Annotated in this window: 22 protein-coding genes and 2 pseudogenes; 20 read left to right on the top strand and 4 right to left on the bottom strand. The window is 57.9% G+C overall.

Annotated elements, in window-relative coordinates; all coding sequences use genetic code 11:
• The first annotated feature begins 120 nt into the window (after positions 1 to 120).
• The 12 genes from nuoE to KPG66_RS09375 all read left to right on the top strand — a co-directional run bounded on the left by nuoE (position 121) and on the right by KPG66_RS09375 (position 12,974).
• On the top strand, positions 121 to 597 hold the full coding sequence (nuoE, locus tag KPG66_RS09430; RefSeq protein WP_041753726.1) for an NADH-quinone oxidoreductase subunit NuoE: 477 nt from the start codon (positions 121 to 123) through the stop codon (positions 595 to 597).
• Positions 594 to 1,919: an NADH-quinone oxidoreductase subunit NuoF gene (gene nuoF, locus KPG66_RS09425; RefSeq protein ID WP_013435903.1), complete on the top strand. Its 1,326-nt coding sequence runs from the start codon at positions 594 to 596 to the stop codon at positions 1,917 to 1,919. The genes nuoE and nuoF overlap by 4 nt, the downstream gene beginning before the upstream one ends.
• A gap of 71 nt (positions 1,920 to 1,990) precedes the next feature.
• Positions 1,991 to 4,321, top strand: a complete 2,331-nt coding sequence (nuoG, locus tag KPG66_RS09420) for an NADH-quinone oxidoreductase subunit NuoG (protein WP_013435902.1) — start codon at positions 1,991 to 1,993, stop codon at positions 4,319 to 4,321.
• Positions 4,322 to 5,386 carry an NADH-quinone oxidoreductase subunit NuoH gene (gene nuoH, locus KPG66_RS09415; RefSeq protein ID WP_013435901.1) on the top strand — a complete coding sequence of 355 codons (1,065 nt, stop codon included), beginning with the start codon at positions 4,322 to 4,324 and terminating at the stop codon, positions 5,384 to 5,386. It abuts the gene before it with no gap.
• A 9-nt stretch (positions 5,387 to 5,395) separates the two neighbouring features.
• Positions 5,396 to 5,884 carry an NADH-quinone oxidoreductase subunit NuoI gene (gene nuoI, locus KPG66_RS09410; protein ID WP_013435900.1) on the top strand — a complete coding sequence of 163 codons (489 nt, stop codon included), beginning with the start codon at positions 5,396 to 5,398 and terminating at the stop codon, positions 5,882 to 5,884.
• A gap of 67 nt (positions 5,885 to 5,951) precedes the next feature.
• Complete coding sequence (locus KPG66_RS09405; RefSeq protein WP_237070745.1) at positions 5,952 to 6,644, top strand: NADH-quinone oxidoreductase subunit J; 693 nt, start codon at positions 5,952 to 5,954, stop codon at positions 6,642 to 6,644.
• A 22-nt stretch (positions 6,645 to 6,666) separates the two neighbouring features.
• Positions 6,667 to 6,972 (top strand): NADH-quinone oxidoreductase subunit NuoK, encoded by a 306-nt coding sequence (nuoK, locus tag KPG66_RS09400; RefSeq protein ID WP_041753724.1) that lies wholly within the window; start codon positions 6,667 to 6,669, stop codon positions 6,970 to 6,972.
• Between the two features lie 20 nt (positions 6,973 to 6,992).
• Positions 6,993 to 9,026: an NADH-quinone oxidoreductase subunit L gene (nuoL, locus tag KPG66_RS09395; RefSeq protein ID WP_013435897.1), complete on the top strand. Its 2,034-nt coding sequence runs from the start codon at positions 6,993 to 6,995 to the stop codon at positions 9,024 to 9,026.
• A gap of 13 nt (positions 9,027 to 9,039) precedes the next feature.
• Positions 9,040 to 10,536 carry an NADH-quinone oxidoreductase subunit M gene (locus tag KPG66_RS09390; RefSeq protein ID WP_237070744.1) on the top strand — a complete coding sequence of 499 codons (1,497 nt, stop codon included), beginning with the start codon at positions 9,040 to 9,042 and terminating at the stop codon, positions 10,534 to 10,536.
• Between the two features lie 18 nt (positions 10,537 to 10,554).
• Entirely contained in the window at positions 10,555 to 12,027 is a 1,473-nt protein-coding gene (nuoN, locus tag KPG66_RS09385; protein ID WP_013435895.1) for an NADH-quinone oxidoreductase subunit NuoN, read from the top strand.
• A 14-nt stretch (positions 12,028 to 12,041) separates the two neighbouring features.
• Complete coding sequence (locus KPG66_RS09380) at positions 12,042 to 12,356, top strand: DUF2818 family protein (protein WP_013435894.1); 315 nt, start codon at positions 12,042 to 12,044, stop codon at positions 12,354 to 12,356.
• A 27-nt stretch (positions 12,357 to 12,383) separates the two neighbouring features.
• The gene (locus tag KPG66_RS09375; protein ID WP_013435893.1) at positions 12,384 to 12,974 is read left to right on the top strand and encodes an NUDIX domain-containing protein; all 591 of its coding nucleotides are present in this window, start codon (positions 12,384 to 12,386) and stop codon (positions 12,972 to 12,974) included.
• Positions 12,975 to 13,062: 88 nt separating this feature from the next.
• Here the strand turns inward: KPG66_RS09375 and KPG66_RS17990 are convergent.
• Positions 13,063 to 13,439 (bottom strand): annotated as a pseudogene (locus tag KPG66_RS17990) (IS3 family transposase); the annotation flags it as partial.
• 122 nt (positions 13,440 to 13,561) lie between these two features.
• On the opposite strand from KPG66_RS17990, the gene KPG66_RS09365 reads away from it, so the two are divergent.
• The 4 genes from KPG66_RS09365 (at position 13,562) to KPG66_RS17985 (ending at position 15,600) form a co-directional block, all read left to right on the top strand.
• Positions 13,562 to 14,026: a contractile injection system tape measure protein gene (locus KPG66_RS09365; protein ID WP_013435889.1), complete on the top strand. Its 465-nt coding sequence runs from the start codon at positions 13,562 to 13,564 to the stop codon at positions 14,024 to 14,026.
• 135 nt (positions 14,027 to 14,161) lie between these two features.
• A complete protein-coding gene (locus KPG66_RS09360; RefSeq protein WP_157864414.1) occupies positions 14,162 to 15,121 on the top strand; it encodes an esterase/lipase family protein in 960 nt (319 codons plus the stop codon).
• Positions 15,122 to 15,146: 25 nt separating this feature from the next.
• Positions 15,147 to 15,503 carry a hypothetical protein gene (locus KPG66_RS09355; RefSeq protein WP_013435887.1) on the top strand — a complete coding sequence of 119 codons (357 nt, stop codon included), beginning with the start codon at positions 15,147 to 15,149 and terminating at the stop codon, positions 15,501 to 15,503.
• Between the two features lie 7 nt (positions 15,504 to 15,510).
• Positions 15,511 to 15,600 carry an AAA family ATPase gene (locus KPG66_RS17985; protein ID WP_157864413.1) on the top strand — a complete coding sequence of 30 codons (90 nt, stop codon included), beginning with the start codon at positions 15,511 to 15,513 and terminating at the stop codon, positions 15,598 to 15,600.
• 33 nt (positions 15,601 to 15,633) lie between these two features.
• Here KPG66_RS17985 and KPG66_RS09350 read toward each other — a convergent pair whose 3' ends face one another.
• The 3 genes and pseudogenes from KPG66_RS09350 to cofE all read right to left on the bottom strand — a co-directional run bounded on the left by KPG66_RS09350 (position 15,634) and on the right by cofE (position 17,791).
• On the bottom strand, positions 15,634 to 16,761 hold the full coding sequence (locus KPG66_RS09350) for a hypothetical protein (RefSeq protein WP_237070742.1): 1,128 nt from the start codon (positions 16,759 to 16,761) through the stop codon (positions 15,634 to 15,636).
• A 32-nt stretch (positions 16,762 to 16,793) separates the two neighbouring features.
• A pseudogene (locus tag KPG66_RS09345) lies at positions 16,794 to 16,952 on the bottom strand (IS3 family transposase); the annotation flags it as partial.
• A 26-nt stretch (positions 16,953 to 16,978) separates the two neighbouring features.
• On the bottom strand, positions 16,979 to 17,791 hold the full coding sequence (gene cofE, locus KPG66_RS09340) for a coenzyme F420-0:L-glutamate ligase (RefSeq protein ID WP_237070741.1): 813 nt from the start codon (positions 17,789 to 17,791) through the stop codon (positions 16,979 to 16,981).
• 282 nt (positions 17,792 to 18,073) lie between these two features.
• On the opposite strand from cofE, the gene cofC reads away from it, so the two are divergent.
• The 4 genes from cofC (at position 18,074) to KPG66_RS09320 (ending at position 24,361) form a co-directional block, all read left to right on the top strand.
• Positions 18,074 to 18,724: a 2-phospho-L-lactate guanylyltransferase gene (gene cofC / locus KPG66_RS09335; protein ID WP_237070740.1), complete on the top strand. Its 651-nt coding sequence runs from the start codon at positions 18,074 to 18,076 to the stop codon at positions 18,722 to 18,724.
• Positions 18,712 to 21,204 carry a 5-amino-6-(D-ribitylamino)uracil--L-tyrosine 4-hydroxyphenyl transferase CofH gene (gene cofH / locus KPG66_RS09330; protein WP_237070739.1) on the top strand — a complete coding sequence of 831 codons (2,493 nt, stop codon included), beginning with the start codon at positions 18,712 to 18,714 and terminating at the stop codon, positions 21,202 to 21,204. Before cofC ends, cofH begins: the two co-directional genes overlap by 13 nt.
• Before the next feature lie 221 nt (positions 21,205 to 21,425).
• Positions 21,426 to 22,412, top strand: coding sequence for a 2-phospho-L-lactate transferase (gene cofD, locus KPG66_RS09325; RefSeq protein ID WP_237070738.1), 987 nt, complete (start codon positions 21,426 to 21,428; stop codon positions 22,410 to 22,412).
• 125 nt (positions 22,413 to 22,537) lie between these two features.
• Complete coding sequence (locus tag KPG66_RS09320) at positions 22,538 to 24,361, top strand: ABCB family ABC transporter ATP-binding protein/permease (protein ID WP_237070776.1); 1,824 nt, start codon at positions 22,538 to 22,540, stop codon at positions 24,359 to 24,361.
• Positions 24,362 to 24,373 lie beyond the last annotated feature (12 nt).

Raw genomic sequence — 24,373 nt, 5'->3', positions numbered from 1 at the left:
ATCACAGCTTGGGGCATCGCGCGTGGCGCGATGCTGTCGTATCAAGGAGCGTCAGGTCTGCCGGTAGCGGTTCGCCGGCAGGTTTTCGTTCGGTAAGCATTGAATGAGTCGTGTCTGAAAATGATCTCAGCTGAAGGCCTCAAGGAAATCGATCGCGCGGTGGCGAAGTACCCCGCCGGTCACCAGCAGTCCGCCGTGATGGCGGCGCTTGCGATTGCGCAGCGAGAGCAGGGCTGGCTGTCGCCGGAGCTGATGCAATTCGTCGCCGACTATCTGAAGATGCCGGCCATCGCGGTGCAGGAAGTCGCGACGTTTTACACAATGTACGAGACCGCGCCAGTCGGTCAGCACAAGATTACGCTGTGCACGAACTTGCCGTGCCAACTGAGCGGTGCGCAGCAGACCGCGGAATATCTGAAGCAGAAGCTGGGAATCGATTTTGGCGAGACGACGCCCGACGGCAAATTCACGCTGAAAGAAGGCGAGTGCTTCGGCGCCTGTGGCGATGCGCCGGTGGTGTTGCTGAACAACCATCGGATGTGCAGCTTCATGAGCCGCGAGAAGATCGACCAGTTGCTCGAGGAGCTGTCCAAATGACGTCTTTGCACGATCGGCATATCAATCCGCTGATTCTCGCGGGCCTGAACGGCGAGAACTGGCATTTGCAGGATTACGTCGCCCGCGGTGGCTACCAGCAACTGCGCCGCATTCTTGAGCAGAAGATTCCGCCGGAGCAGGTGATCGCGGACGTGAAGGCGTCTGGTTTGCGCGGCCGTGGCGGCGCGGGGTTCCCGACGGGGCTCAAGTGGAGCTTCATGCCACGTCAGTTTCCCGGGCAGAAGTATCTGGTGTGCAACTCCGACGAAGGCGAGCCCGGCACGTTCAAGGACCGCGACATCCTGCGCTGGAATCCGCACGCATTGATCGAAGGCATGGCGATCGGCGCGTACGCGATGGGGATTACCGTTGGCTACAACTACATCCACGGCGAGATCTGGGAAGTCTATGAGCGCTTCGAGCAGGCGCTGGACGAGGCGCGTGCTGCCGGCTATCTCGGTCATAACATCCTGGGCAGCGGGTTCTCGTTCGAGTTGCACGCGCATCACGGCTATGGCGCCTATATTTGCGGCGAGGAAACCGCGCTGCTCGAGTCGCTCGAGGGCAAGAAGGGGCAGCCGCGCTTCAAGCCGCCGTTCCCGGCTAGCTATGGCGCGTTCGGCAAGCCGACGACGATTAACAACACCGAGACGTTCGCGGCGGTGCCGTTCCTGCTGGCGATCGGTCCGCAGCAGTACCTGGAGTTGGGCAAGCCGAACAACGGTGGCACGAAGATCTTTTCGGTGTCTGGCGACGTGAACCTGCCGGGCAATTACGAAGTGCCGCTCGGCACGCCGTTCGCGAAGCTGATGGAGCTGGCCGGCGGCGTACGTGGCCAGATCAAGGCGGTGATCCCGGGCGGCTCATCGGCGCCGGTGGTGCCGGGCGAGCAGATGATGCAGACCGACCTGGACTACGACTCGATCGCGAAGGCCGGCTCGATGCTCGGCTCTGGCGCGGTGATCGTGATGAACGATACGCGTTGCATGGTGCGCTCGCTGCTGCGCTTGTCGTACTTCTACTACGAGGAGTCTTGCGGGCAGTGCACGCCGTGCCGCGAGGGCACCGGTTGGCTGTATCGGGTCGTGCATCGGATCGAGCATGGCCAGGGGCGCCAAGAAGACCTGGACCTGCTGAACTCGGTCGCGCAGAACATCATGGGCCGCACGATCTGCGCGCTGGGCGACGCAGCGGCGATGCCGGTGCGCGGCATGTTGAAGCACTTTTGGAACGAATTCGAGTATCACGTCGAGCACAAGCATTGCCTCGTTCCGACGCAAGGCGGCATGGCACGCGATACAGCGCTCGCCGCGACCGCGTGAGCGGGCGCCGCACGTCGCCACAGCCCGCCGTGAGCGGGCGCACAGAATTAGGTTAGGGACCCTTCACCATCATGGTTGAACTTGAAATAGACGGCAAGAAGGTCGAGGTGCCGGAAGGCAGCATGGTGATCCAAGCTGCGCACAAGGTCGATACGTACATTCCTCACTTCTGCTATCACAAGAAGCTGTCGATCGCGGCGAACTGCCGGATGTGCCTGGTCGAGGTCGAAAAGATGCCGAAGGCCGTGCCGGCATGCGCGACGCCGGTGTCCGCCGGCATGGTTGTGCGCACGACGTCGGACAAGGCGGTGAAGGCGCAGCAGTCGGTGATGGAGTTCCTGCTGATCAACCACCCGCTGGATTGTCCGATCTGCGACCAGGGCGGTGAATGCCAGCTGCAGGACTTGGCAGTGGGCTACGGCAAGTCCGCGTCGCGGTATTCAGAAGAGAAGCGCGTCGTGTTCCACAAGAACGCCGGGCCGCTGATCTCGATGGAGGAGATGACGCGCTGCATCCACTGCACGCGCTGTGTGCGCTTCGGCCAGGAAGTGGCCGGGATCATGGAGCTTGGCATGCTGGGTCGCGGCGAGCACTCGGAGATCACGACGTTCGTCGGCAACACGGTCGACTCCGAGTTGTCGGGCAACATGATCGACCTGTGTCCGGTGGGGGCACTGACCAGCAAGCCATTTCGCTACAGCGCGCGGACGTGGGAATTGTCGCGTCGCCGCTCGGTCAGCCCGCACGACTCGGTCGGCGCGAACCTGATCGTGCAGGTGAAGAACAACCGCGTGATGCGTGTGCTGCCGCTGGAGAACGAGGCGATCAACGAGTGCTGGATTTCAGACAAGGATCGCTTTTCGTACGAGGCGCTGAATAGCGCCGAGCGCCTGACGCAGCCGATGCTAAAGCAGGACGGCAAGTGGCGCGAGGTCGATTGGGAAACCGCACTGACCTACGTCGCGAATGGCTTGAAGCACATCAAGGCTGAGCATGGCGCGAACGCCATCGCTACGCTCGCCAGCCCGCATAGCACACTTGAGGAATTGTTCCTGCTTAAGACGTTGACGCGTGCGCTGGGTAGCGCGAACCTGGATTTTCGGCTGCGCCAAAGCGATTTTTCCGCGCCGCTGCAGGGCGCGCCGTGGCTTGGCATGCCGATCGCGACGCTGTCCAGCGTCGATTCCGCGTTCGTGATTGGCTCGCTCCTGCGCCGCGATCATCCGTTGCTGGCGGCACGGCTGCGCCAGGCCGCCACCGGCGGTGCCAAGGTGAGCTTGTTGCATGCGAGCGCCGATGATTCGCTGATCAATGTCGCGCACAAGATCGTCGCGGCGCCGTCGGCTTGGGTGGACGCGCTGGCCGGCGTGGCCGCTGCGGTGGCCGAGATCCGTGGCGTGGCGTTGCCGGTCGAGCTTGGCGGCGTGCAGCCGGACGCGGCGGCGAAGGACATCGCCGCCTCGCTGTCGAACGGCGAGCAGCGCGTGATTTTGCTGGGTACGAGCGCGGTGAGCCACCCTGAATTCGCGAAGCTGCACGCCATTGCGCAGTGGATTGCGCAGACGAGTGGCGCGACGCTCGGCTTGCTGCCGGAGGCCGCCAACACGGTTGGTGCCCACATGATCGGCGCGTTGCCCGGTGAGGGTGGCGTGGACGCCGCGCAGGCATTCGCGTCGCCGCGGCGCGCCTATCTGCTATTCAACGTCGAACCGGAGTTCGACGCCGCGAATCCACGGCAGGCCCGTGCGGCGCTGGCGCAGGCCGACATGGTCGTTGCGCTGTCGTCGTTCAAGACCGGCACCGACTACGCGGACGTGCTGCTGCCGATCGCGCCGTTCACCGAGACTGCTGGCACGTTCATCAACGCGCAGGGCACGGTGCAGCCGTTCACTGGCGTCGTGCGCCCGCTCGGTGAGACACGGCCGGGCTGGAAGGTGCTACGCGTGCTGGGCAACCTGCTTGGACTGCCGAACTTTGAATACACGAGCGCCGAGGAAGTGGCGGCTGCGGCGTTGGAAGGCGTGGACGTGCAGGCGCGTCTGTCGAACGCGACGCGTGCGCCGCTGGCGCGCGGCGCATCGACGCGCGCGGCCGGCGCATTCGAGCGGATTGCCGACGTGCCGATCTACGACGCCGACCCGCTGGTTCGCCGTGCACCGTCACTGCATTTGACCGCGGCCGCGAAAGCTGCGCTGCACGTGTCGTTGCCCGCTGCGCTGTTTGACCAGCTCGGACTCAAGGAAGGGGATGCGGTATGCGTGCGGCAGGGCGAGGCGTCGGTGACGCTGCCGGCGCTGCGCGATGCGAAGCTGCATGACGCGGTCGTGCGTGTGCCGGCGGCGACGTCCGCCGCGGCCCAGCTCGGCAGCCTGTTTGGTGATCTGCTGGTGGAGAAGGCTTAAATGGGCGTGTTCGAAACGATCAATGCAACCGGCAGCCAGTTGCTGGGCGTTGCGTGGCCGACCGTATGGGCGCTGGTGCGCATTCTCATCGTGTCAGTCGCGATCCTGTTGTGCGTCGCCTATCTGATTCTGTGGGAGCGCAAGCTGATCGGTTGGATGCACGTGCGGCTCGGGCCGAACCGCGTCGGGCCGAAGGGGCTGTTGCAGCCGATCGCCGACGTGGTCAAGCTGCTGCTCAAGGAAGTGATCCAGCCGGCGCAAGCCACCAAGTGGATCTACCTCGTCGCGCCGATTATGGTCGTAGTGCCGGCGTTTGGCGTCTGGGCGGTGATTCCGTTCCAGGCCGAGGCGGTGCTGGGCGACATCAACGCCGGCTTGCTGTATGCAATGGCGATTTCGTCGCTCGGCGTGTACGGCGTGATCCTCGCTGGCTGGGCGTCGAATTCGAAGTACGCGTTCCTCGGCGCGATGCGCGCGGCCGCGCAGATGGTGTCGTATGAAATCGCGATGGGCTTCGCGCTGGTCGTCGTGCTGATGACGTCGGGCAGCCTAAACCTATCTGATATCGTGCATTCGCAACAGCGCGGGTTGTTCGCCGGGCTCGGCCTGAACTTCCTGTCGTGGAACTGGCTGCCGCTGTTGCCGATGTTCGTCGTCTACTTCATCTCCGGCATTGCCGAAACTAACCGGCACCCATTTGACGTCGTCGAAGGCGAGTCGGAAATCGTCGCCGGGCACATGATCGACTACTCGGGGATGGCGTTTGCGCTGTTCTTCCTCGCCGAGTACATCAACATGATCGTGATCTCGGCGCTCGCCGCGACGCTGTTCCTCGGTGGTTGGAGCGCGCCGTTCGAGTTCCTGTCGTTCATCCCGGGCATCGTCTGGCTGGTGCTCAAAGTATTCTTCCTGCTGTCGGTGTTCATCTGGGCCCGCGCGACGTTCCCGCGTTATCGCTACGACCAGATCATGCGCTTGGGCTGGAAGATCTTCATTCCGGTTTGTGTCGTGTGGTTGGTCGTGGTCGGCTTTTGGATCATGTCGCCGCTGAACATCTGGAAATAAGGTGTTGCCATGAACGCAATTCAGAATTTTTTCAAGACATTCTTTCTGACCGAGTTGCTCAAGGGGCTCGCGCTGACCGGACGGTATGCGTTCCAGCGCAAGATTACTGTGCAGTTTCCCGAAGAAAAGACGCCGATTTCGCCGCGCTTTCGCGGACTGCATGCGCTGCGCCGCTATGAGAATGGCGAGGAGCGCTGCATTGCATGCAAGCTGTGCGAGGCGGTCTGTCCGGCACTGGCGATCACGATCGAATCGGAAGTCCGTGCTGACAACACGCGCCGCACGACGCGTTACGACATCGACCTAACCAAGTGCATCTTCTGTGGCTTTTGCGAAGAGAGCTGCCCGGTCGATTCGATCGTCGAGACGCAGATCCTCGAGTATCACGGCGAGAAGCGCGGCGACCTGTATTTCACGAAGGACATGCTGCTCGCGGTCGGCGATCGCTACGAAGCCCAGATTGCGGCGGCGAAGGCGGCCGACGCACCGTACCGGTGAGCGTCGCGGGGCTCGTCGCCCCGACGCACGATACGATAACGATACGCCTAACGATGATCCGGTAAACATGGAATTCACGACCGTCCTTTTCTACATCTTCGCGCTGCTCATGACCGTGTCAGGGCTCAAGGTGATTACCGCGCGCAACCCGGTGAGCTCGGCGCTGTTTCTAGTGCTCGCGTTCTTCAACGCCGCCGCGATCTGGATGCTGCTCGAGGCCGAGTTCCTCGCGATCCTGTTGGTGCTCGTCTACGTCGGCGCCGTGATGGTGCTGTTCCTGTTCGTCGTGATGATGCTGGACATCAACCTCGATGTGTTGCGGCGCGACTTCCGCCGCTTTGTGCCGGTGGCGACGATTGTCGGCGCGATCATCGTGATCGAGACCGCGTTGATTCTGTGGCACGGTTACGGCGCGACCGTTTCGCCGGTGCATGATGCCGTGCAGGCGACACAAGCAGCCGGAGCCGGGGGCGCGCTATCGAACACCCGTATGATTGGCCGCATCATCTACAGCGACTACATCTTCGCGTTCGAGGTCGCGGGCCTCGTGCTGTTGGTCGCGATCGTCGCGGCGATCGCGCTGACGATCCGCGACGGCAAGGACGTGAAGCGCCAGCGCGTCAGCGAGCAGGTGCGGGTGCGGCGCGAGGATCGCGTGCGGCTGGTACGAATGGCCGCCGAGAAGCAGGCACCGGACGCCTCGACGCAACCGGCGACGCCGGGCAACACCGGTGCTGGCGCGGTTGGCGACACTCGCTGATCGAGACAAGGAGAAAAGAACCATGTTGAGCCTCGCTCATTACCTCGTGCTCGGCGCAATCCTATTTGCGATCTCGATCGTTGGGATCTTCCTGAACCGCCGCAACGTGATCATCATCTTGATGGCGATCGAGTTGATGCTGCTCGCGGTGAACACCAATTTCGTCGCGTTCTCGCACTATCTCGGCGACGCGCACGGCCAGATCTTCGTGTTCTTTGTGCTGACCGTGGCCGCGGCCGAAGCGGCGATCGGCCTCGCGATCCTGGTCACATTGTTCCGCAGCCTCGACACGATCAACGTCGAGGATCTCGACCGGCTCAAGGGTTAAGGAAAAAGGCCCTGACTGTTATGGCAACGATACTCAATCCCAACCTACTGCTGGCAGTCCCGCTGGCGCCCCTGGCCGGCTCGCTGATCGCCGGCCTGTTCGGCAAGACCATCGGCCGCCACAACGCGCATCGCGTGACGATCCTCGGCGTAGCAATCGCATTCGTGATCTCCGCGCTGGTGTTCCTCGATGTGCTCGATGGCGCCAGTTTCAACGGCACGATCTACGAATGGGCGACGCTGCCGAGCATCGTGCCGGGACAGGACAGCTTGAAGCTCGAAATCGGCTTCCTGGTCGACTCGCTGACTGCGATGATGATGTGCGTGGTCACCTTCGTGTCGCTGATGGTGCATATCTACACGATCGGCTACATGCAGGAGGACCCGGGCTATCAGCGCTTCTTCTCGTACATCTCGCTGTTCACGTTCTCGATGCTGATGCTCGTGATGAGCAACAACTTCCTGCAACTGTTCTTCGGGTGGGAAGCGGTCGGGCTGGTGTCCTACTTGCTGATCGGCTTTTGGTACACGCGTCCGACTGCGATCTACGCGAACCTGAAGGCGTTCCTCGTGAACCGCGTCGGTGACTTTGGCTTTTTGCTCGGCATCGGTCTGGTGCTCGCGTATGTCGGCTCGTTGAACTATGGCGACGTCTTCGCGCATCGCGACGCGCTGACCAGCGCAGGCATGCTGCCCGGCACGCACTGGCAGCTGATTACGGTGACTTGCATCTGCCTGTTCATCGGCGCGATGGGCAAGTCCGCGCAGTTCCCGCTGCACGTCTGGCTACCTGACTCGATGGAAGGCCCGACGCCGATCTCCGCGCTGATCCACGCCGCCACGATGGTGACCGCGGGCATCTTCATGGTCACGCGGATGTCGCCGCTGTTCGAGTTGTCCGACGCCGCGCTGTCGTTCGTGATGGTGATTGGCGCGATCACTGCACTGTTCATGGGCTTCCTCGGTATCGTGCAGAACGATATCAAGCGGGTCGTCGCGTACTCGACGCTGTCCCAGCTCGGTTACATGACCGTAGCGCTCGGCGCCTCCGCATACTCGGTCGCGGTATTCCACCTGATGACGCACGCGTTCTTTAAGGCACTGCTGTTCCTGGGTGCCGGTTCAGTGATCATCGGCATGCATCACGACCAGGATATGCGCAACATGGGCGGGCTGCGCAAGTACATGCCGATCACGTGGATAACGTCGTTGGTCGGCTCGCTTGCGCTGATCGGCACGCCGTTCTTCTCTGGCTTTTATTCGAAGGACTCGATTATCGAGGCGGTCAAGTTGTCGCATTTGCCGGGCTCGGGATTCGCGTACTTCGCGGTGACCGCCAGCGTGTTCGTGACTGCGCTGTACGCATTCCGGATGGTTTTCATGGTGTTCCACGGTCCGGAGCGCTTCCGCAACGTGCGTCATGACGACGATGGGCACGGCCATCATGGGCATGGCGCGCACGAGCCGCACGAGACGCCGTGGGTGGTCACGCTGCCGCTGGTGCTGCTCGCGATCCCGTCCGTTGTGATCGGTGCGATCGCGGTGGGCCCGATGATTTTCGGCGACTTCTTCTCGCACGGCGTCGTGTTCGATAAGGTTGTCTACATCAGTGAGCACCACGACGCGTTGCGGGAGATGGCCGGGGAGTTTCACGGCTGGATGCCGATGGCACTGCACTCGCTATCCAGTTTGCCGATCTGGCTCGCGTTGGTCGGTGTCATCGTCGCCTGGTTCCTGTACCTGAAGCGGCCAGACCTCCCGGCGGCGATCCGCCAGCGCTTCTCGGGCATCTATACGCTGCTAGACAATAAGTACTACATGGACAAGATCAACGAGGTCGTGTTCGCTAAGGGCGCGGTGACGTTCGGCAAAGGACTTTGGAAGGAGGGCGATGTCGTCGTGATCGACGGTTTGGTCAACGGCAGCGCGCGCGCGGTCGCGAAGTTTGCCGGCGTGATCCGCTTCCTGCAAACTGGTTACATTTACCACTACGCGTTCGCCATGATTATCGGCATGTTGGGGTTGCTGACCCTGTTCGTTACGCTGAGCAAATAACGCGAGGACAGGTATGCACGCTCATTTCCCCGTTTTGACTTTCGCGATCTGGTTGCCGATCGCGTTCGGTATTGCCGTTCTTGCAGTCGGCTCAGACAAGACACCCGGTGTCGCGCGCTGGACTGCGCTGATCGGCGCGGTGATTAGCTTCATCGTCACGCTGCCGTTGATCAGCGGCTTCGACGCAAGCACCTCGGCGCTGCAGTTCGTTGAAGTCGCGCCGTGGATCGAACGTTTCAATATCACGTATCACCTCGGCGTCGACGGGCTGTCGATGTGGTTCGTCGTGCTGACCGCATTCATCACGGTCATCGTTGTGATTGCCGGATGGGAGGTGATTACGGACCGCGTGGCGCAGTACATGGCCGCGTTCCTCATCCTGTCGGGCTTGATGGTGGGCGTGTTCTCGGCGGCCGACGGAATGCTGTTCTATGTGTTCTTTGAGGCGACGCTGATCCCGATGTACCTGATTATCGGTGTCTGGGGCGGCCCGAACCGCGTGTATGCGGCGTTCAAGTTCTTCCTGTACACGCTGGCCGGCTCGTTGCTGATGCTGGTCGCATTGATTTACTTGTACACGCAGTCGCAATCGTTCGAGTTGTCAGCTTGGCACGCGCTGCCGCTCGGCATGACGCCGCAGGTGCTGTTGTTCGTCGCGTTCTTCCTCGCGTTTGCGGTGAAGGTGCCGATGTGGCCGGTGCACACATGGTTGCCCGACGCGCACGTCGAGGCGCCGACTGGCGGCTCGGTCGTGTTGGCGGCGATCATGCTGAAGCTGGGCGCGTACGGCTTCCTGCGCTTCTCGCTGCCGATCGCGCCGGATGCGAGCCACATGCTGGCGCCGGCCGTCATCACGCTGTCGCTCGTCGCCGTGATCTATATCGGCTTCGTCGCCCTGGTGCAGGCCGACATGAAAAAGCTGGTCGCGTATTCGTCGATCGCGCACATGGGTTTTGTCACGCTCGGCTTCTTTCTGTTCAGCCAGCTCGGCGTCGAAGGTGCCATCGTACAGATGATCTCGCACGGTTTCGTGTCGGGTGCGATGTTCCTGTGCATCGGCGTGCTGTATGACCGCATGCACTCGCGCCAGATCGCTGACTACGGTGGCGTCGTCAACACGATGCCTAAGTTTGCGGCGCTCGCGATACTGTTCTCGATGGCCAATTGTGGATTGCCGGGCACATCCGGGTTCGTCGGCGAATTCATGGTGATCCTGGCGGCCGTGAAGTTCAATTTCTGGATCGGATTGCTCGCGGCGATTACGCTGATCCTGGGCGCCGCGTACACGTTGTGGATGGTCAAGCGCGTCTATTTTGGCGCGGTCGCGAACGACCATGTCGCGAAGCTCGTCGATGTGAGTCGCCGCGAGTTCTGGATGTTGATGGTGCTGGCGTTGCTCGTGCTGTATATGGGCATCTACCCGAAGCCGTTCACGAACGTGATGCACGAATCGGTGATTAACCTGCTCTCCCATGTCGCGCAGTCGAAGCTGCCGGCGTTGCCGCAGTAAGGGAGGATTGACAACACTATGCAAAACGCTCCTCTCAGTGCCCTGTTGCCCGACGCATTCCTGATGATCGTCACTGTCGTCGCATGGCTAAACGACATCATCACCGGCAAGAAGGGCCGTGGCCTGACCTATGTGATCGCGGTCGCGTCCGGCTTGATCGCCGCGCTTTGGTATGCGGTGATCGCGAACGATCCGCATTCGCACTACTACTTCTCGAACATGTATGTGGTCGACCCGTTCGCGAGCCTGATGAAGTCGTTCATCTCGCTTGGCTTTGCGGTGTCGCTGATCTATTCGCGCAAGTACCTCGAGGAACGTGACCTGTTCCGCGGCGACTTCTATCTGCTGGCGCTGTTCTCGCTGCTTGGACAGCTGGTGATGGTGTCAGGCAACAATTTTCTGACGCTGTATCTGGGATTGGAACTGATGTCCCTATCGTTGTACGCGATCATCGCGCTGCGTCGTGACGTGCCGCAGTCCAACGAAGCGGCGATGAAGTACTACGTGCTCGGGGCGCTGGCGTCTGGCTTCCTGCTATACGGCATCTCGATGATGTACGGCGCGACCGGCTCGCTCGAGCTGCATGACGTGTTCACCGCGATCGCGTCGGGTCGCATCAACTATGCCGTGTTGCTGTTCGGTGTGATTTTTATCGTTGCCGGCATCGCGTTTAAGATGGGGGCCGTGCCGTTCCACATGTGGGTACCTGACGTTTATCATGGCGCGCCGACCGCGATGACGTTGCTCACTGGCGGCGGCCCGAAAGTCGCGGCCTTCGCGTGGGGGCTGCGCTTCTTGGTGATGGGGATGTTGCCGCTGGCGGTCGATTGGCAGACGATGCTGGTGATTCTGGCCGCGCTGTCGTTGATCGTGGGCAATATCACCGGTATCGTGCAACGCAACGTGAAGCGGATGCTCGCTTACTCGGCGATCTCGAATATGGGCTTCGTGCTGCTCGGCCTGCTGTCCGGCGTTGTCGATGGCAAGGCGAGTGGTGCGGCGAGCGCATACGGATCCGCGGTGTTTTACAGCATCACGTATCTGCTGACGACACTGGGCTCGTTCGGTATCGTGATGCTGCTTGCGCGCCGCGATTTCGAGGCCGACACGCTGGATGACTTCAAGGGCTTGAACAAGCGCAGTCCAGTGTTCGCGTTCGTGATGTTGTTGATGATGTTCTCGTTGGCGGGCATCCCGCCGACGGTCGGCTTTTATGCGAAATTCGCGGTACTCGAGGCCGCGGTGAATGCGAACCTGACGTGGCTGGCGGTGCTCGCGGTCGTCACGTCGCTGTTCGGGGCGTTCTACTATCTGCGCATCGTCAAACTGATGTACTTCGACGAGCCAGTTGACGCGACGCCGATCACTACCTATGGTGGCAATCGCGCACTGCTCGCGCTTAACGGTCTCGCGGTGCTGCTGCTGGGCATCGTTCCCGGACCGCTGATGTCGAGCTGCCTGCAGGCGGTGCGCCAGACGCTGTCGCTGTAACGACGGCTGTCACGATGTCGCCCGCTGGCTGGTTTATCGTCCTGGTCGCGCTGCTCGGCGCGAACCTGCCGTTCGTCAACCAGCGGTTACTGGCAATACTGCCGGTACCCGGTGCCGCGCCGGGCGCACGCAAGAGCGCCTGGTGGCGGATCGCCGAGTTGATCGCGCTTTACTTTGCCACGGGGCTGCTCGGTTTTGCGCTCGAGGCACGGGCCGGCAATCGCTTCGAGCAAGGGTGGCAGTTTTACGCGGTGACGTTTAGCCTGTTTGTGGTGCTTGCGTTTCCCGGCTTCGTTTACCAGTATCTCGTCAAGCGGCGCGCCGCGTGAATCGGCGACCGCTCAAAAAGGCGCGACATGACACGCATTCCAAGCGACGACGCCCATCTGGTCGAGACCCGGCTCGACGGCCAGACCCTATATGACGGCCATTTCCTGACGCTCAAGCGTGACACCGTACGACTGCCAGACGGCAAGACGGCCACGCGCGAGTTTGTCGAGCATCCCGGTGCGGTGATGGTATTGCCGCTGCTCGATGACGGTCGCGTGCTGATGGAGCGCCAGTATCGTTACCCGGTTGGCCGTGTGATGGTTGAGTTCCCGGCCGGCAAGCTCGATCCACAGGAAGGGGCGCTCGCGTGCGCTCAACGCGAGTTGCGCGAGGAAACTGGCTATCGTGCGAACGAGTTTGTCTACCTGACTCGTATCCACCCGGTCATTTCGTATTCGACCGAATTTATCGACCTGTATTTGGCGCGTGGTCTGACTGAAGGTGAGCGTGCGCTGGACGATGGTGAGTTTCTGGAGACGATCGTCGTCGAACCGGCCATCTTGCACGAGTGGATTCGGCGCGGGGAGGTGAGCGACGTCAAGACGATTATTGGCGCGTTCTGGCTTGAGAAAATCTTGTCTGGTGTTTGGTCGGCAAATACCGCGCAGGTAGTCTGATGCCGGCGTGGCTGGTCGAAGCCGCGCCGAGTTGGCCATGGAAGGTACGTGCAATCGCGCTAGAATGATCCGCCATGGCCAATGCCCAGTACAGCGCCTCGACGCCCATGCACCCCATCAGCGTGCGCACGCGCTGACGGCCGATCTCATGTCCCTCGCGGCGCGCGCAGGCGTGCTCTGGCAAACGGAAACGCCATGTGCAGTTCGTCGATCCGTCGCATCAGCAACTGATCGGCCTTGCGCGTCGGCCGCGGCCGGTAAGACGCGCTCGATCTCGCAATGCCGACGAGCCGGGTCTGCTGCGAAACCGGCAGTGCATGCGCACGCTCGATCATCGCTTTGCACTCAGCCATCCCGCCTTGGTGAGCGCGCCTTTTAAAAAATCATTTCCAGGGTCAACTGGCCGGTGTTGGCATGCAGCGCCTTCAGCTCTACCAGTGGCTCGCTCGGCCGCGCCGTGGCCGATTCCCAATGACGGGATCGTTTTACTTTGGCCGTTGCTGCCCAGCCTGCTGGAACAACAGGGTATCGAGTTGCGCTCGCGCGAGCCGGCAAGCGGTTACCAGGCGGTGTTAGCCTTGTAAACATTGATTGGGGAAGACGCCGACCTGGTGCTCGACTCGTGGCTGCTGTGGCTGCTGTGCGCGTTGCCGCCCGGGGTACTCCCTCGTGTAGCAGCGCCCGGACTCACGTCACCGCAACAGGCGACAGTCGCCACGTGGCTGGCGGCCTTACCCGCTCGTTTGCCTGGTTGGCAGCACTTAAGCATCACGGACGTGCGCACGCTGTTCTTGCAACGCACAGGCGTATTGCGGTGCGAGCGCAGCACCTGGCAGCTCGAGCTAGCCCGCGACGCCAGCGACTGGCTGCTGATGCAGTGGCCCTGGCAGCATTTGCGAGTGACGCTCTCGGGCGTGGTGACGGCAGACGACAATATTTGCATCCGCGCAATCCTACAGCACTGGACATCAAGCGCGACGCTTGCCGGCTACGCACTGATCGTCGATGAAGCGGACACGCAGCTGCACTTGCTCCCGACGCCCCACTACTAGATGCGCAGAGACTTGAAGCGATCTCGTGCACGACAAATCGGTATTGTGTCAGAGGCGAACCGATGATATACAGCTGTTATGTGATGTGTTGCTACGTCAATCTAGCGCAAAATCATTGCATTGACGAGGTGGATGATGAGAAAGGCTTATGAGATCCAGTCCGGCCAACAGAGAAAGGCAAGGCGAGCGCAGGTTGAACCCAGCCAAGATGAGCTGGATTCATCTGCCAGACTGGTCAGCTGGCTGGATATCGATCCAGAGAGGCCATTCAAAGGAGCGGAAGCCATTTCGAAACGCTTGTACAATGGATCGCAAGAGATTCATACCACCAATCTTGAGATAGGCCACGATAAAAGTATTCCCAAGGACAAAAAAGAAGCCGTCTCGGAAGCCACACAGGAGCAAATGACTTATGGCTTATTGAATTTCTTGCGCAAAATGCCCTATCTTAATCGCCCACCCAATTTTATCGGGTCGTCCGAGCAATCAAACAATGGCATTGAAACCATTTTGGTTCATGGCACGTTCAACGCCACCGCGGCTGAAGTAGGGTGGACCAGTCCGAATGGAAAATACGCCGATATTGTCCGGGAAAAATTTGGCGGGAAAGTAAGTGCTTTACAATGGAGTGGCAAAAATCATCGGCTTGCCCGCATTGAGGCGGCGCAAACCCTTGCAAGGAAAATCGATGAAAACACACGGGCCGGTATCATCACGAATGTCATTGCCCATAGCCATGGTGGCAATGTCGCTTTTGAAGCGATTAAGCTGACGCAAGGTCATATTGAACAACTGGTCACCTTAGGCACACCCATCCGAGGTGATCATTTACCGCCGACAGAGAAGCTCAGGGAAACGGTAGAACATTATATTCATATTTCAGGTGGCAAAGATACCGTTGCCCCCAAAGGCGGCCTAGATTTTGTCACGCCATTTAAAGACAATTTCTTCCAAAAAATGGGGTTAAATAAGGCTAAGATAAAAAATTCGTTGGCCGATACCGAGCTTCATGTGGCGGACGCCACCCATAGCGAACTCCATTCGAAAGCCGTTTTAGGGCTGCTTACCGCGATAACCCAAGCGACACGGTTGTAAGGCTGGCCAATGGACAGCGCAGGACGTGGCATGGTTGCACGATCAACTGGTTTCGTGCAGCCCGGCGGCCATCCCACTTGAACTCGAGACACTCGTGCAGCGTTTTCGGCTGGCGCCGGAGGCAGTGGCACCCGCCTTGCAGGAGGCCGATAGTTACCGCCAGCAACGCGGCGCCGATACGGTGCTTGAAGCATCGGACTTAAGTCGGGCGTTTGGGCTGCGCGCGCAACGCGCGTTCGGCTTCCTCGCGCAGCGCATTACGCCCAGCCGAGACTGGGACGATCTGATGGTAGGCGACGACGTGCAGCGCCAGCTACGCGAAGTGGGGGCCGCGATTCGCCATCGGGAGGCGGTGCTAGCGCGGCTTTGCACGCAAGCTTAGCACTGCCATGGGCATCAGTGCGCTCTTTTACGGCGCCTCGGGCACCGGCAAGACGCTGGCTGCCAAAGTGTTGGCTAGCACGCTCGGGACATCCTGAGCGGCCCGCGCTTGGCCTACAGCGCACGCAACGTCATATGCCTGGCTCCATCGCGACACTGTGCTGGTGCGTCGCCTGTAACGTTTCTGTCGTCTCTTCGTCATCTGACGAAGCTTCTGCAAGCGGATCTTCCAGTATGACCTGTAAAGACTGGTTTTTATCAGAAGTTTGCGTTTCAGCGGGTGCCCAATTTTCAGTCATCCATTTTTCTACGGACTGCGTCACGCTTGCTGGTAATTTCGGTCGCGTCGTTGACTGTGCCTGTATCGCATGACACAGTGCTGCTCTATGCGAATCCATTGACGTCGGTTGAGTCGCGGTATTCAGCGAAGTCGATGGCACCGGCGCCGCATTGCTGTGCGCCTTGTTAGTCGCTTTCTCGCGCAGCACTTCCCCAAGCACTTTTCCGGTCGCGCTGTCACTTGTCTTACCCGATGCTTCACGCATCTTTTCTGAAAGCTGCGCACCCGTTGCGGCCGTTCCGCCTATTTTAAGGACGGCAGATGCAACTTTGGCGGCTGGATGGGGAATCATGCCGATTGCCGCCGCAGCAGCATTGGCAGCGCCTAAACCGGCTGCGGCCGCAGTCGTATCATGCGAAATACGGCTACTCATTGCATCCGCGACTTGCTGGACACCTTCTGGCGTGGTGGTGACGCTGGCGATGGCGGCACTCGCTGCTGCCTTAACTGTTTTGTACGTTCCTTCGACTGAATCGGTGGCGACTGCATGAGTAATTTTAGTCGCTTCTTGCGGTGTAATCGAGGCGTTTCCACGTGCAATATTGGCTGCGCCTTGCAACGTTCTAGCATCATCTGCCAAATCGTGGAGGGCTGTTTGAACGTTTTGCCTTGTCTGATCCGGTTGCGTTATCACAGTTCCAAATTTTTTCAGCAAATTCACGCGTTTATTATATTGATTAACAATACCCTCAGTGACAGGATTGGCATTTTCCGAGGGTGCAATACGCTGGCTGATATCATTAAGGCGCTGGTTACCTGTTCTTAGTAGAGAGTTGGGAACCCTTGACGGGCCTGGCGCCTGGACCTTCTGCGCTTCGCTGGAATTTTCATTAGTTTTGGAAAGGCGGTCGATCATTGCGCCGACCGCAAGACCGCCCCCCACTTTAACCGCTGCTTTTCCTAATTTGGCTGCCAACATGCCGCCCCCCGCATTTATTGACCCCGTCTATTGACCGACTCGTACGCCTTTAGGTAGACCTCTTCATACTTGACGCTGCGCCACACGCGTTCAACGAACACGTTATCCCGCCAGCATCCTTTGCCGTTTATCAACAGTCCAATGTTTCGGGCCAGCACGGCCTCGGTGAACGCGTTCGCCGTGAACTGGCTTCGCGCGGCCACCTCTCATTTCACGCTTAGGCCATTTCCACTGCCAGTGTGGAGGAGGTTTCACGAAATAAATCTTCTTCTTTGGGGCGAATAAGCTGCTGGACTGTTCCATCAGCGGGGGGCAAATTCGCGCCGCGGATCAGCACAACAGGCGATCCTTCATCGGCTTGTCCCATTAAGAAAGAAGCTGCTGCGGCGAGTTCATCGGCCACTGCCACCTGGGTTGTCCGTAAGAGCTGCCCAAACAGATCCGGCTTCCCAATATAATTTTTAAGCGGGGAAAAGCCCGCTACACCGATTGCGCATCCTGCCGTGCCATGGCGCCACACTCTGCCAAAACTATCGTTGATGATGATGTGGACATCGACGCCGCACAAGCGATGAAACTGTTTCTTTAATTCACGTGCACTGTGATCCGGGTCTTTCGGAAGCAGAAGCACGCTGTCTTCATCACCGACATTGGAATGATCGATACCGGCATTCGCCATCACGCATCCGAGACGGTGAGCGGTAATCAGCACACCGTCCTGCCTATGTGCAACGATTTCTGCCGACTCCGATAGGATAAGTTCAACGAGCCGTGGATCTTTATCCACTTTCTGCGCCAAATCGATAGCTTGTTTGCCGGGCGTGACAGAAGATAGTGCAGCCCATCGTCCTTCGGACTTTGAAACGATCTTTTGCGCAAGCACTAACACGTCGCCATTTTCTAGAGCGATACCGTTTTTGTGGATCGCCTCCGTAATAATCTGGCCAAGATCATCCCCTGTTTGTATTAAGGGAATGCCACCGATGGCGGATACAGTCATGCTTCTTGCTGTTTGTGTAGTGTGGCTCATCCTCTCAGCTCCTCACCTTCCCTTTAGTGGTGAAAAGATTCTCAGAAAAAATGGGCACAGTCAATAACAAGTGACTAGACAATTGGCTTGCTACTATGCCAGCATGTCGTCGGACTACGGCAATGCAGTGCTTGTACGCAAGCTAGCGGCACTCGCGAAGGAAGCAGATGTACCAATTCGTTGTGCAATAGGTACCTAAGCCGGGTAATTGTTTCGATTGCTTTGAATCCGACACAGTTGTCCTGATTTTCCGGGAAGTGAAACAATATGAGATGCAATGGTATGTCTCCTGTTTCTGTCGCCCAGCGCAATACCGGCATCTGGGCGGTCGTGCCGTTGAAAGCGCCTGACTGTGCCAAAACCCGGTTGGCTGGTGTTTTAAGCCATGCTGCGCGCCAAGCGTTGTTTTTTTCCATGGCCAGTCATGTCATTGGCACGTTACGCGCATCGCCTCGGATTGCTTCCCTATTGGTGGTGACGCCGTCGGAAAGTACGGCGGAAATGGCCCGGGCAGCCGGTGCCGAGATCTTGTGGGGACCACCGGACGAAGGCATGGCGAATGCCTGTTCGCGAGCGATGGCCCATATTGCGGCGGCAGGCGGAGAGCGTGTGATGTTTGTCCCCGGTGATTTGCCCCTGTTGGATGGGGCGGCCATCGACATGTTGAGCCGTGCACCGGTCGATGCGATTGGCATGGCGCCAAACCGGGACGGTCATGGCACGAATGGGCTGATTTGCCGACCTGGCGCTATTCCGTTGTTTTTCAGCGGGCCAAGCTTTTCCGCTCATCAAAACGCCGCTCGGTGCGCCGGAATTGATGTTTGGATTGTCCGTTCAAGAGAGTGGGCGTTGGATGTAGACTTGCCTGCCGACCTTGAGGAATTCGAGTCTTCCATCAAAGACGCCAAGAGGAGGGTGCTATGCCAAATCTAGTAAGCAATCCTATTTACAGAATGATCCAAGAGGTCGAACGTTCCGCTAAGGGCAGTCAGCCAAGGCTAGATGACAAGGCTTTGGCGTATGAGCTTGAAGCGGTGCAAGATTGGCGTGAGTTGGCGGGTCTGGCATCGGCATGGCGCGATATCGGATGGGGCAACGTCATCACCTATTCGCGCAAGGTTTTTATTCCGCTCACCCATCTTTGTCGAGATGTCTGCCACTACTGCACCTTTGCCAAAGCGCCACGGGTGATTGGCCAAGCATTTCTTACCGTGGACCAAGCGCTGGACATTGCGCGGGCGGGTGCTGCAGTTGGCTGTCGTGAGGCTTTGTTTACGCTTGGAGATCGGCCCGAAGCGCGTTATGCCGCTGCACGCGATGCACTGCAGCAACTGGGTCATGCTACGACAGCCGACTATGTCGCTGAGGTCGCGCAACGCGTACGAGCTGAAACCGGGCTGCTGCCCCACTTTAATATGGGCGTGCTAAGCGCGGCAGAATACCAGATGCTGCGGCCCCATGCCCCTTCCTTCGGGTTGATGCTAGAGACGGCTTCTGAACGTCTTTCCGAGCGTGGTGGGCCGCATTACGGCTCTCCCGATAAGCACCCGGCAGCGCGGCTTGAAACGCTTCGCCTTGCCGGCGAAGCGCATATACCGATCACCTCAGGCATATTGATTGGTATCGGGGAGACACGCCGCGAGCGGCTTGAATCGCTCTTTGCGCTGCGGGATTTGCATGATCGTTATGGTCATGTGCAGGAAGTCATTATCCAGAACTTTCGTGCGAAACCCGGCACCAAAATGGTTAACGCGCCTGAGCCGTCAATGGACGAGTTGTGTTGGACAACAGCGGTCGCCCGGTTGGTCCTGGGTTCCGCAATGAGCATCCAGGTGCCGCCTAATCTTTTCGACGGTGACCTGACCGATTTGATTCGCGCGGGAATCAATGATTGGGGCGGTGTATCGCCGGTCACGCCTGATCATGTTAATCCAGAAGCGCCGTGGCCACACCTTGACCGCTTAAGTGAGGACACAGACAGGGGTGGGAAGACATTGACCGAGCGGATAACCGTCTATCCTGCCTATATCGAGGAACGTGATCGTTGGATCGACTCAGGCTTGCATGCTGATGTGCTGCGCCATTCAGATTGCAGTGGATTGGCAACAAGCGATATCTGGAAAGCCGGCTCCACGACGATAGGGGATATCGCTTGCTTGGCAGTCACTCCCACGGCTTCCCAGGTTGATCGTGTTGGTTCGCAGACGATCGATATCGTCGAGAAATGCGTGGCGGGTGAGCGCCTCGAAGAAGCCGAGCTTGTGCATTTGTTCAACGCACGCGGCCATGATTTTACGCATGTGACACACACGGCGGACCGTTTGCGCAGGCAGACAAAGGGCGACACGATCACTTACGTTGTCAATCGGAACATCAACTACACCAACGTCTGCCAATACCATTGCAATTTTTGTGCTTTTTCACGAGGACCGATACAAGAAGACTTGCGCGAAAAGCCCTATATCGTTGACCTCAACGAAATCCGTCGCCGCGTCAAAGAAGCGTGGGATCGAGGGGCGACGGAGGTCTGCTTGCAAGGGGGCATTCATCCCGACTATACGGGACGTACTTATCTTGACATCTGCGAAGCGGCTAAAACAGAATGTCCAGACATGCACATTCACGCCTTTTCGCCCCTTGAGGTGCTGCATGGTGCCACGACCCTGGGGACGTCAATCAGCGCTTTTTTGTCTGATTTGAAAAGCGCTGGATTAAGTACGTTACCTGGGACTGCAGCCGAGATCCTGGACGACGAAGTGCGGCGACAAATCTGTCCGGACAAGTTGAATACGCAAGAATGGTTGACCGTCGTGCGATCGGCACATGAGTTGGGATTGCGGACCACTTGCACGATCATGTTCGGTCATGTCGAATCGTATAAGCATTGGGCGCGACATATCCTCAGGCTTGCCGAGCTGCAACGTGATACAGGCGGGCTGACTGAGTTTGTTCCATTGCCTTTTGTCCATGAGGAAGCGCCATTATTTAAAAAGAAAGGTGCGCGTCAGGGGCCGACTTTACGAGAAGCCATTTTGATGCATGCCGTCGGGCGTCTGGCGTTTCATGGCTTGATTGACAATATTCAAACGTCTTGGGTGAAAATGGGTGAGCACGGCGCACAGCTTTGCTTGCAGGCGGGGGCTAACGATTTGGGCGGTACCCTAATGAATGAATCGATTAGCCGCGCAGCCGGTGCAGCCCACGGACAGGAAATGCCGCCTGCCGCCATGGAAGCCCTGGCCGCCAGACTCGGGCGCAATGCGATGCAGCGTACCCCGCTTTATCGTAACGTCAGTCCTGAGCGGCAGCAGGCTTCGCATGCTGCTCCTGCGCTGGTGCCTGTGCGATTCACTAAGGCCGGACGCTTGGTGCGTGGGCACGGCCATCAGGTCTTGAGTGAAGCGGAACAATGATTGGACCTGCATAGGTGGATCATAGGTGGATTCATGGTGTGGCTTGCATGTTGGCAGCCTCAAATCGATGTTGTGATGGCTCTCACGCAGCGCTTCCCATCATGGATTCACCAAGGTGCTTAATTACCCTATTAAATTAGACAGACGCTATTCGGCCTGACACGATCGGAAGGGTGATCGGTTTGGGTCAGAGAAATGCTTGATCTTTACGCAGGAAGATAATGGCAAAGTATGTTGCGTTGTGCGGCGGGGTGGGCGGCGCTAAGCTGGCCTATGGTCTAGCGCAGGTGCTTTCTGCCGACGAGTTGACGATCGTTGTGAACACGGGCGACGATTTTGAGCATCTTGGCTTGCTCATCTGCCCAGACCTGGACACGGTTGTCTATACGCTGGCCGATGTGGCGGATGCAAAAAAAGGATGGGGGCGGGCGAACGAGAGCTGGTCTTCGCAAGAAGCGCTCGCTCGTTTGGGCGGACCGGTTTGGTTCCAGCTGGGTGACAAGGACCTTGCGCTGCATCTTTATCGGCGCAGCTTGCTTGACGGTGGTGCCAGCTTGTGTGATGTAACCGAGACCATTGCGAAAGCGTTAGGTGTCAAGCATTCAATCGTCCCAATGTCTGATGATCCGGTCAGAACCATCGTTGAGACAGACGAAGGCGATTTGCCTTTCCAGACGTATTTCGTTAAACGGCGATGTGAGCCACGCGTGTCGGGGTTCCGCTTTGAAGGGGCTTCGTTAGCACGTTTATCGTCGCCATTTGAAGCAGCGTTGAGTACGCCTGACTTGGCTGGCGTAATCTTATGCCCTTCGAATCCTTTTGTCAGCATTGGACCGATTCTGGCATTACCGGGCGTGCGTGACAGGCTGCATGCGTGCAATGTGCCTGTTTTAGCTGTTGCGCCGCTTGTCGGTGGTGAAGCAGTCAAAGGCCCGTTGACTAAGATGATGCATGAACTGGGCATGAGTGTTTCGGTTGGCGAGATTGCTTCGCTTTATGCTGATTTCCTTGATCTGCTGGTGATTGATCCGTTGGATGAATGCGATCATGATATTTTGCGTAAGGATCGTGTGGCAGTCAATAAAGTCAAGACGCTCATGACAACACCTGATGAGCGTATCGCGCTTGCGCGACACGTGCTGGCTTGCGTTGAACATCACCGAAACAATCGACAGACAGCTCACGTTGTGCAGCACAGCACCGCATAAATCACATTGACTATAATTTTTTATTAATTAGGTTGATGGCTATACAGAAATAAAAAATGATCAATGGCATGCGGTACGGCAAACGCTTGCTGAACCACTCACGAAGAATGCACTATCCACTACGCATGCGCCGCCTTTGGGCTTTTGTTTCTCCCTTGTCATCTTCGAATTGGCGCGGCGACTGGCAGACAATCGCTGCGCTATTTCCCTATTTGATGGTTTATAAAGGGCGCGTCGCCTTCGCACTTGCCTGTCTGGTTGCCGCAAAACTCGCTAATCTAGGGGTTCCGGTGGTGATGAAAGCGATTGTCGACCAATTATCAGAAATTGACCGGTTGGCAACGCAGGAGTCGTCATTTTCCTTGTTCCACGGCGTGAGTTTTCTTATTGTCGCTTATGCGGTCGTGCGTTTATCAAGCTCGCTTTTTGCTGAGCTGCGTGAAATTATCTTTGGAAAAGTGGCTTACAACGCTGCGCGACAAGTGGCACTCGCAGTATTCCGGCATCTGCACACGTTGTCGTTGTGTTTTCACCTTGAGCGGCAAACAGGTGGCCTATCACGCGATATTGAGCGAGGCACGCGTGGCGTCAAAACGCTTGTTTCATATTCGCTCTATAATATCCTGCCAATATGTGTTGAAGTCATATTGGTGCTCATTTTTTTTGCTATTCGTTACGACATCTATTATACGATCGTCACGCTATCCGTGCTTGCGGCTTACATCACGTTTACCGTGATGGTGACAGAATGGCGTACGCGTTTAAGGCAGGAGATGAATAAGCTTGATTCGCGCTCCAATACGCTAATGGTCGATTCGCTTATTAATTACGAGACAGTCAAGAACTTTGGTAACGAGCAACACGAAGTACAGCGCTATGATGAAAGCATGATGCTTTATCATGATGCGGCAGTTCGATCGCAGAAATCGCTTTCGTTCATGAATCTTGGCCAGCAGTCGATTATTGCAATCTGCATGATTGCCGTTTTATGGAGGGCGACGCAGCAGGTTGTGGATAAGCAATTGACATTGGGCGACTTTGTGTTAATCAATACATTTATGTTGCAGATATATATTCCGCTGAGTTTTTTGGGGAATATGTATCGAACTTTGAAGCAAAGTCTGACCGATATGGATCAGATGTTTTCTTTGTTAAGGCTCAGACGTGAAGTTGACGATATTCAAGGTTCATCTCCGCTTGCTGTAAGAAGCGCTGAAGTACGCTTTGAGCATGTCAGTTTTTCATATGAACCGCAACGGCAAATTTTGCGGGATGTAACCTTTACGATTGCAGCGGGTACGACGACCGCAATTGTCGGACATAGCGGCTCAGGTAAGTCGACACTCGCACGGCTGTTGCTTCGCTTTTATGATGTAGAGCATGGCGCTGGTCGTATTTTGATTGATGGCCAAGACATTCGGGCTGTGACGCAAGACTCGCTACGCGCGGCCATTGGCATTGTGCCGCAAGATACGGTGCTTTTCCGTGACACGATCTATTACAATATTGCGTACGGACGGTTGTCTGCGTCGCCAGAAGAAGTGATAGCGGCTGCGCGCGCCGCTCATATTCATGCTTTTATTGAAAGCTTGCCCGCTGGCTATTCCACTATAGTGGGTGAGCGTGGTTTGAAATTATCTGGCGGTGAAAAACAGCGCATCGCAATTGCCCGTACCTTGCTAAAAAAGCCGCCTATTCTCATTTTTGATGAAGCGACTTCAGCACTCGATTCACGTGCTGAGCGTGCGATTCAGCGCGAGTTGAAACAGCTTGCGCGTCATCGTACAACACTAATCATTGCGCATCGTCTGTCGACCATTACGCATGCGCAACAGATTCTTGTCATGGATCAAGGTCGTATCGTTGAGCGTGGCACCCATAGAACATTGCTGAATGCAGGTGGCCTATATGCGCAAATGTGGGCATTGCAACACAAGCAGCCTGAATAAAAGCGTATAAAT

Source organism: Mycetohabitans sp. B2 (assembly GCF_021733735.1).
Taxonomy (GTDB): Bacteria; Pseudomonadota; Gammaproteobacteria; order Burkholderiales; family Burkholderiaceae; genus Mycetohabitans; species Mycetohabitans rhizoxinica.
This window is presented reverse-complemented; position numbering and strand designations above follow the sequence as displayed.

Coding starts and splice junctions, on each gene's coding strand:
- nuoG (WP_013435902.1), top strand. CDS start 1,991: ATGGTTGAACTTGAAATAGACGGCAAGAAGGTCGAGGTGCCGGAAGGC.
- nuoK (WP_041753724.1), top strand. CDS start 6,667: ATGTTGAGCCTCGCTCATTACCTCGTGCTCGGCGCAATCCTATTTGCG.
- KPG66_RS09390 (WP_237070744.1), top strand. CDS start 9,040: ATGCACGCTCATTTCCCCGTTTTGACTTTCGCGATCTGGTTGCCGATC.
- KPG66_RS17985 (WP_157864413.1), top strand. CDS start 15,511: ATGGGCATCAGTGCGCTCTTTTACGGCGCCTCGGGCACCGGCAAGACG.
- KPG66_RS09320 (WP_237070776.1), top strand. CDS start 22,538: ATGCGCCGCCTTTGGGCTTTTGTTTCTCCCTTGTCATCTTCGAATTGG.
- cofD (WP_237070738.1), top strand. CDS start 21,426: ATGGCAAAGTATGTTGCGTTGTGCGGCGGGGTGGGCGGCGCTAAGCTG.
- nuoF (WP_013435903.1), top strand. CDS start 594: ATGACGTCTTTGCACGATCGGCATATCAATCCGCTGATTCTCGCGGGC.
- KPG66_RS09380 (WP_013435894.1), top strand. CDS start 12,042: ATGTCGCCCGCTGGCTGGTTTATCGTCCTGGTCGCGCTGCTCGGCGCG.
- cofC (WP_237070740.1), top strand. CDS start 18,074: ATGTCTCCTGTTTCTGTCGCCCAGCGCAATACCGGCATCTGGGCGGTC.
- cofE (WP_237070741.1), bottom strand. CDS start 17,791: ATGAGCCACACTACACAAACAGCAAGAAGCATGACTGTATCCGCCATC.
- KPG66_RS09405 (WP_237070745.1), top strand. CDS start 5,952: ATGGAATTCACGACCGTCCTTTTCTACATCTTCGCGCTGCTCATGACC.
- nuoE (WP_041753726.1), top strand. CDS start 121: ATGATCTCAGCTGAAGGCCTCAAGGAAATCGATCGCGCGGTGGCGAAG.
- KPG66_RS09375 (WP_013435893.1), top strand. CDS start 12,384: ATGACACGCATTCCAAGCGACGACGCCCATCTGGTCGAGACCCGGCTC.
- nuoN (WP_013435895.1), top strand. CDS start 10,555: ATGCAAAACGCTCCTCTCAGTGCCCTGTTGCCCGACGCATTCCTGATG.
- cofH (WP_237070739.1), top strand. CDS start 18,712: ATGCCAAATCTAGTAAGCAATCCTATTTACAGAATGATCCAAGAGGTC.
- KPG66_RS09350 (WP_237070742.1), bottom strand. CDS start 16,761: ATGTTGGCAGCCAAATTAGGAAAAGCAGCGGTTAAAGTGGGGGGCGGT.
- nuoH (WP_013435901.1), top strand. CDS start 4,322: ATGGGCGTGTTCGAAACGATCAATGCAACCGGCAGCCAGTTGCTGGGC.
- KPG66_RS09360 (WP_157864414.1), top strand. CDS start 14,162: ATGAGAAAGGCTTATGAGATCCAGTCCGGCCAACAGAGAAAGGCAAGG.
- nuoL (WP_013435897.1), top strand. CDS start 6,993: ATGGCAACGATACTCAATCCCAACCTACTGCTGGCAGTCCCGCTGGCG.
- nuoI (WP_013435900.1), top strand. CDS start 5,396: ATGAACGCAATTCAGAATTTTTTCAAGACATTCTTTCTGACCGAGTTG.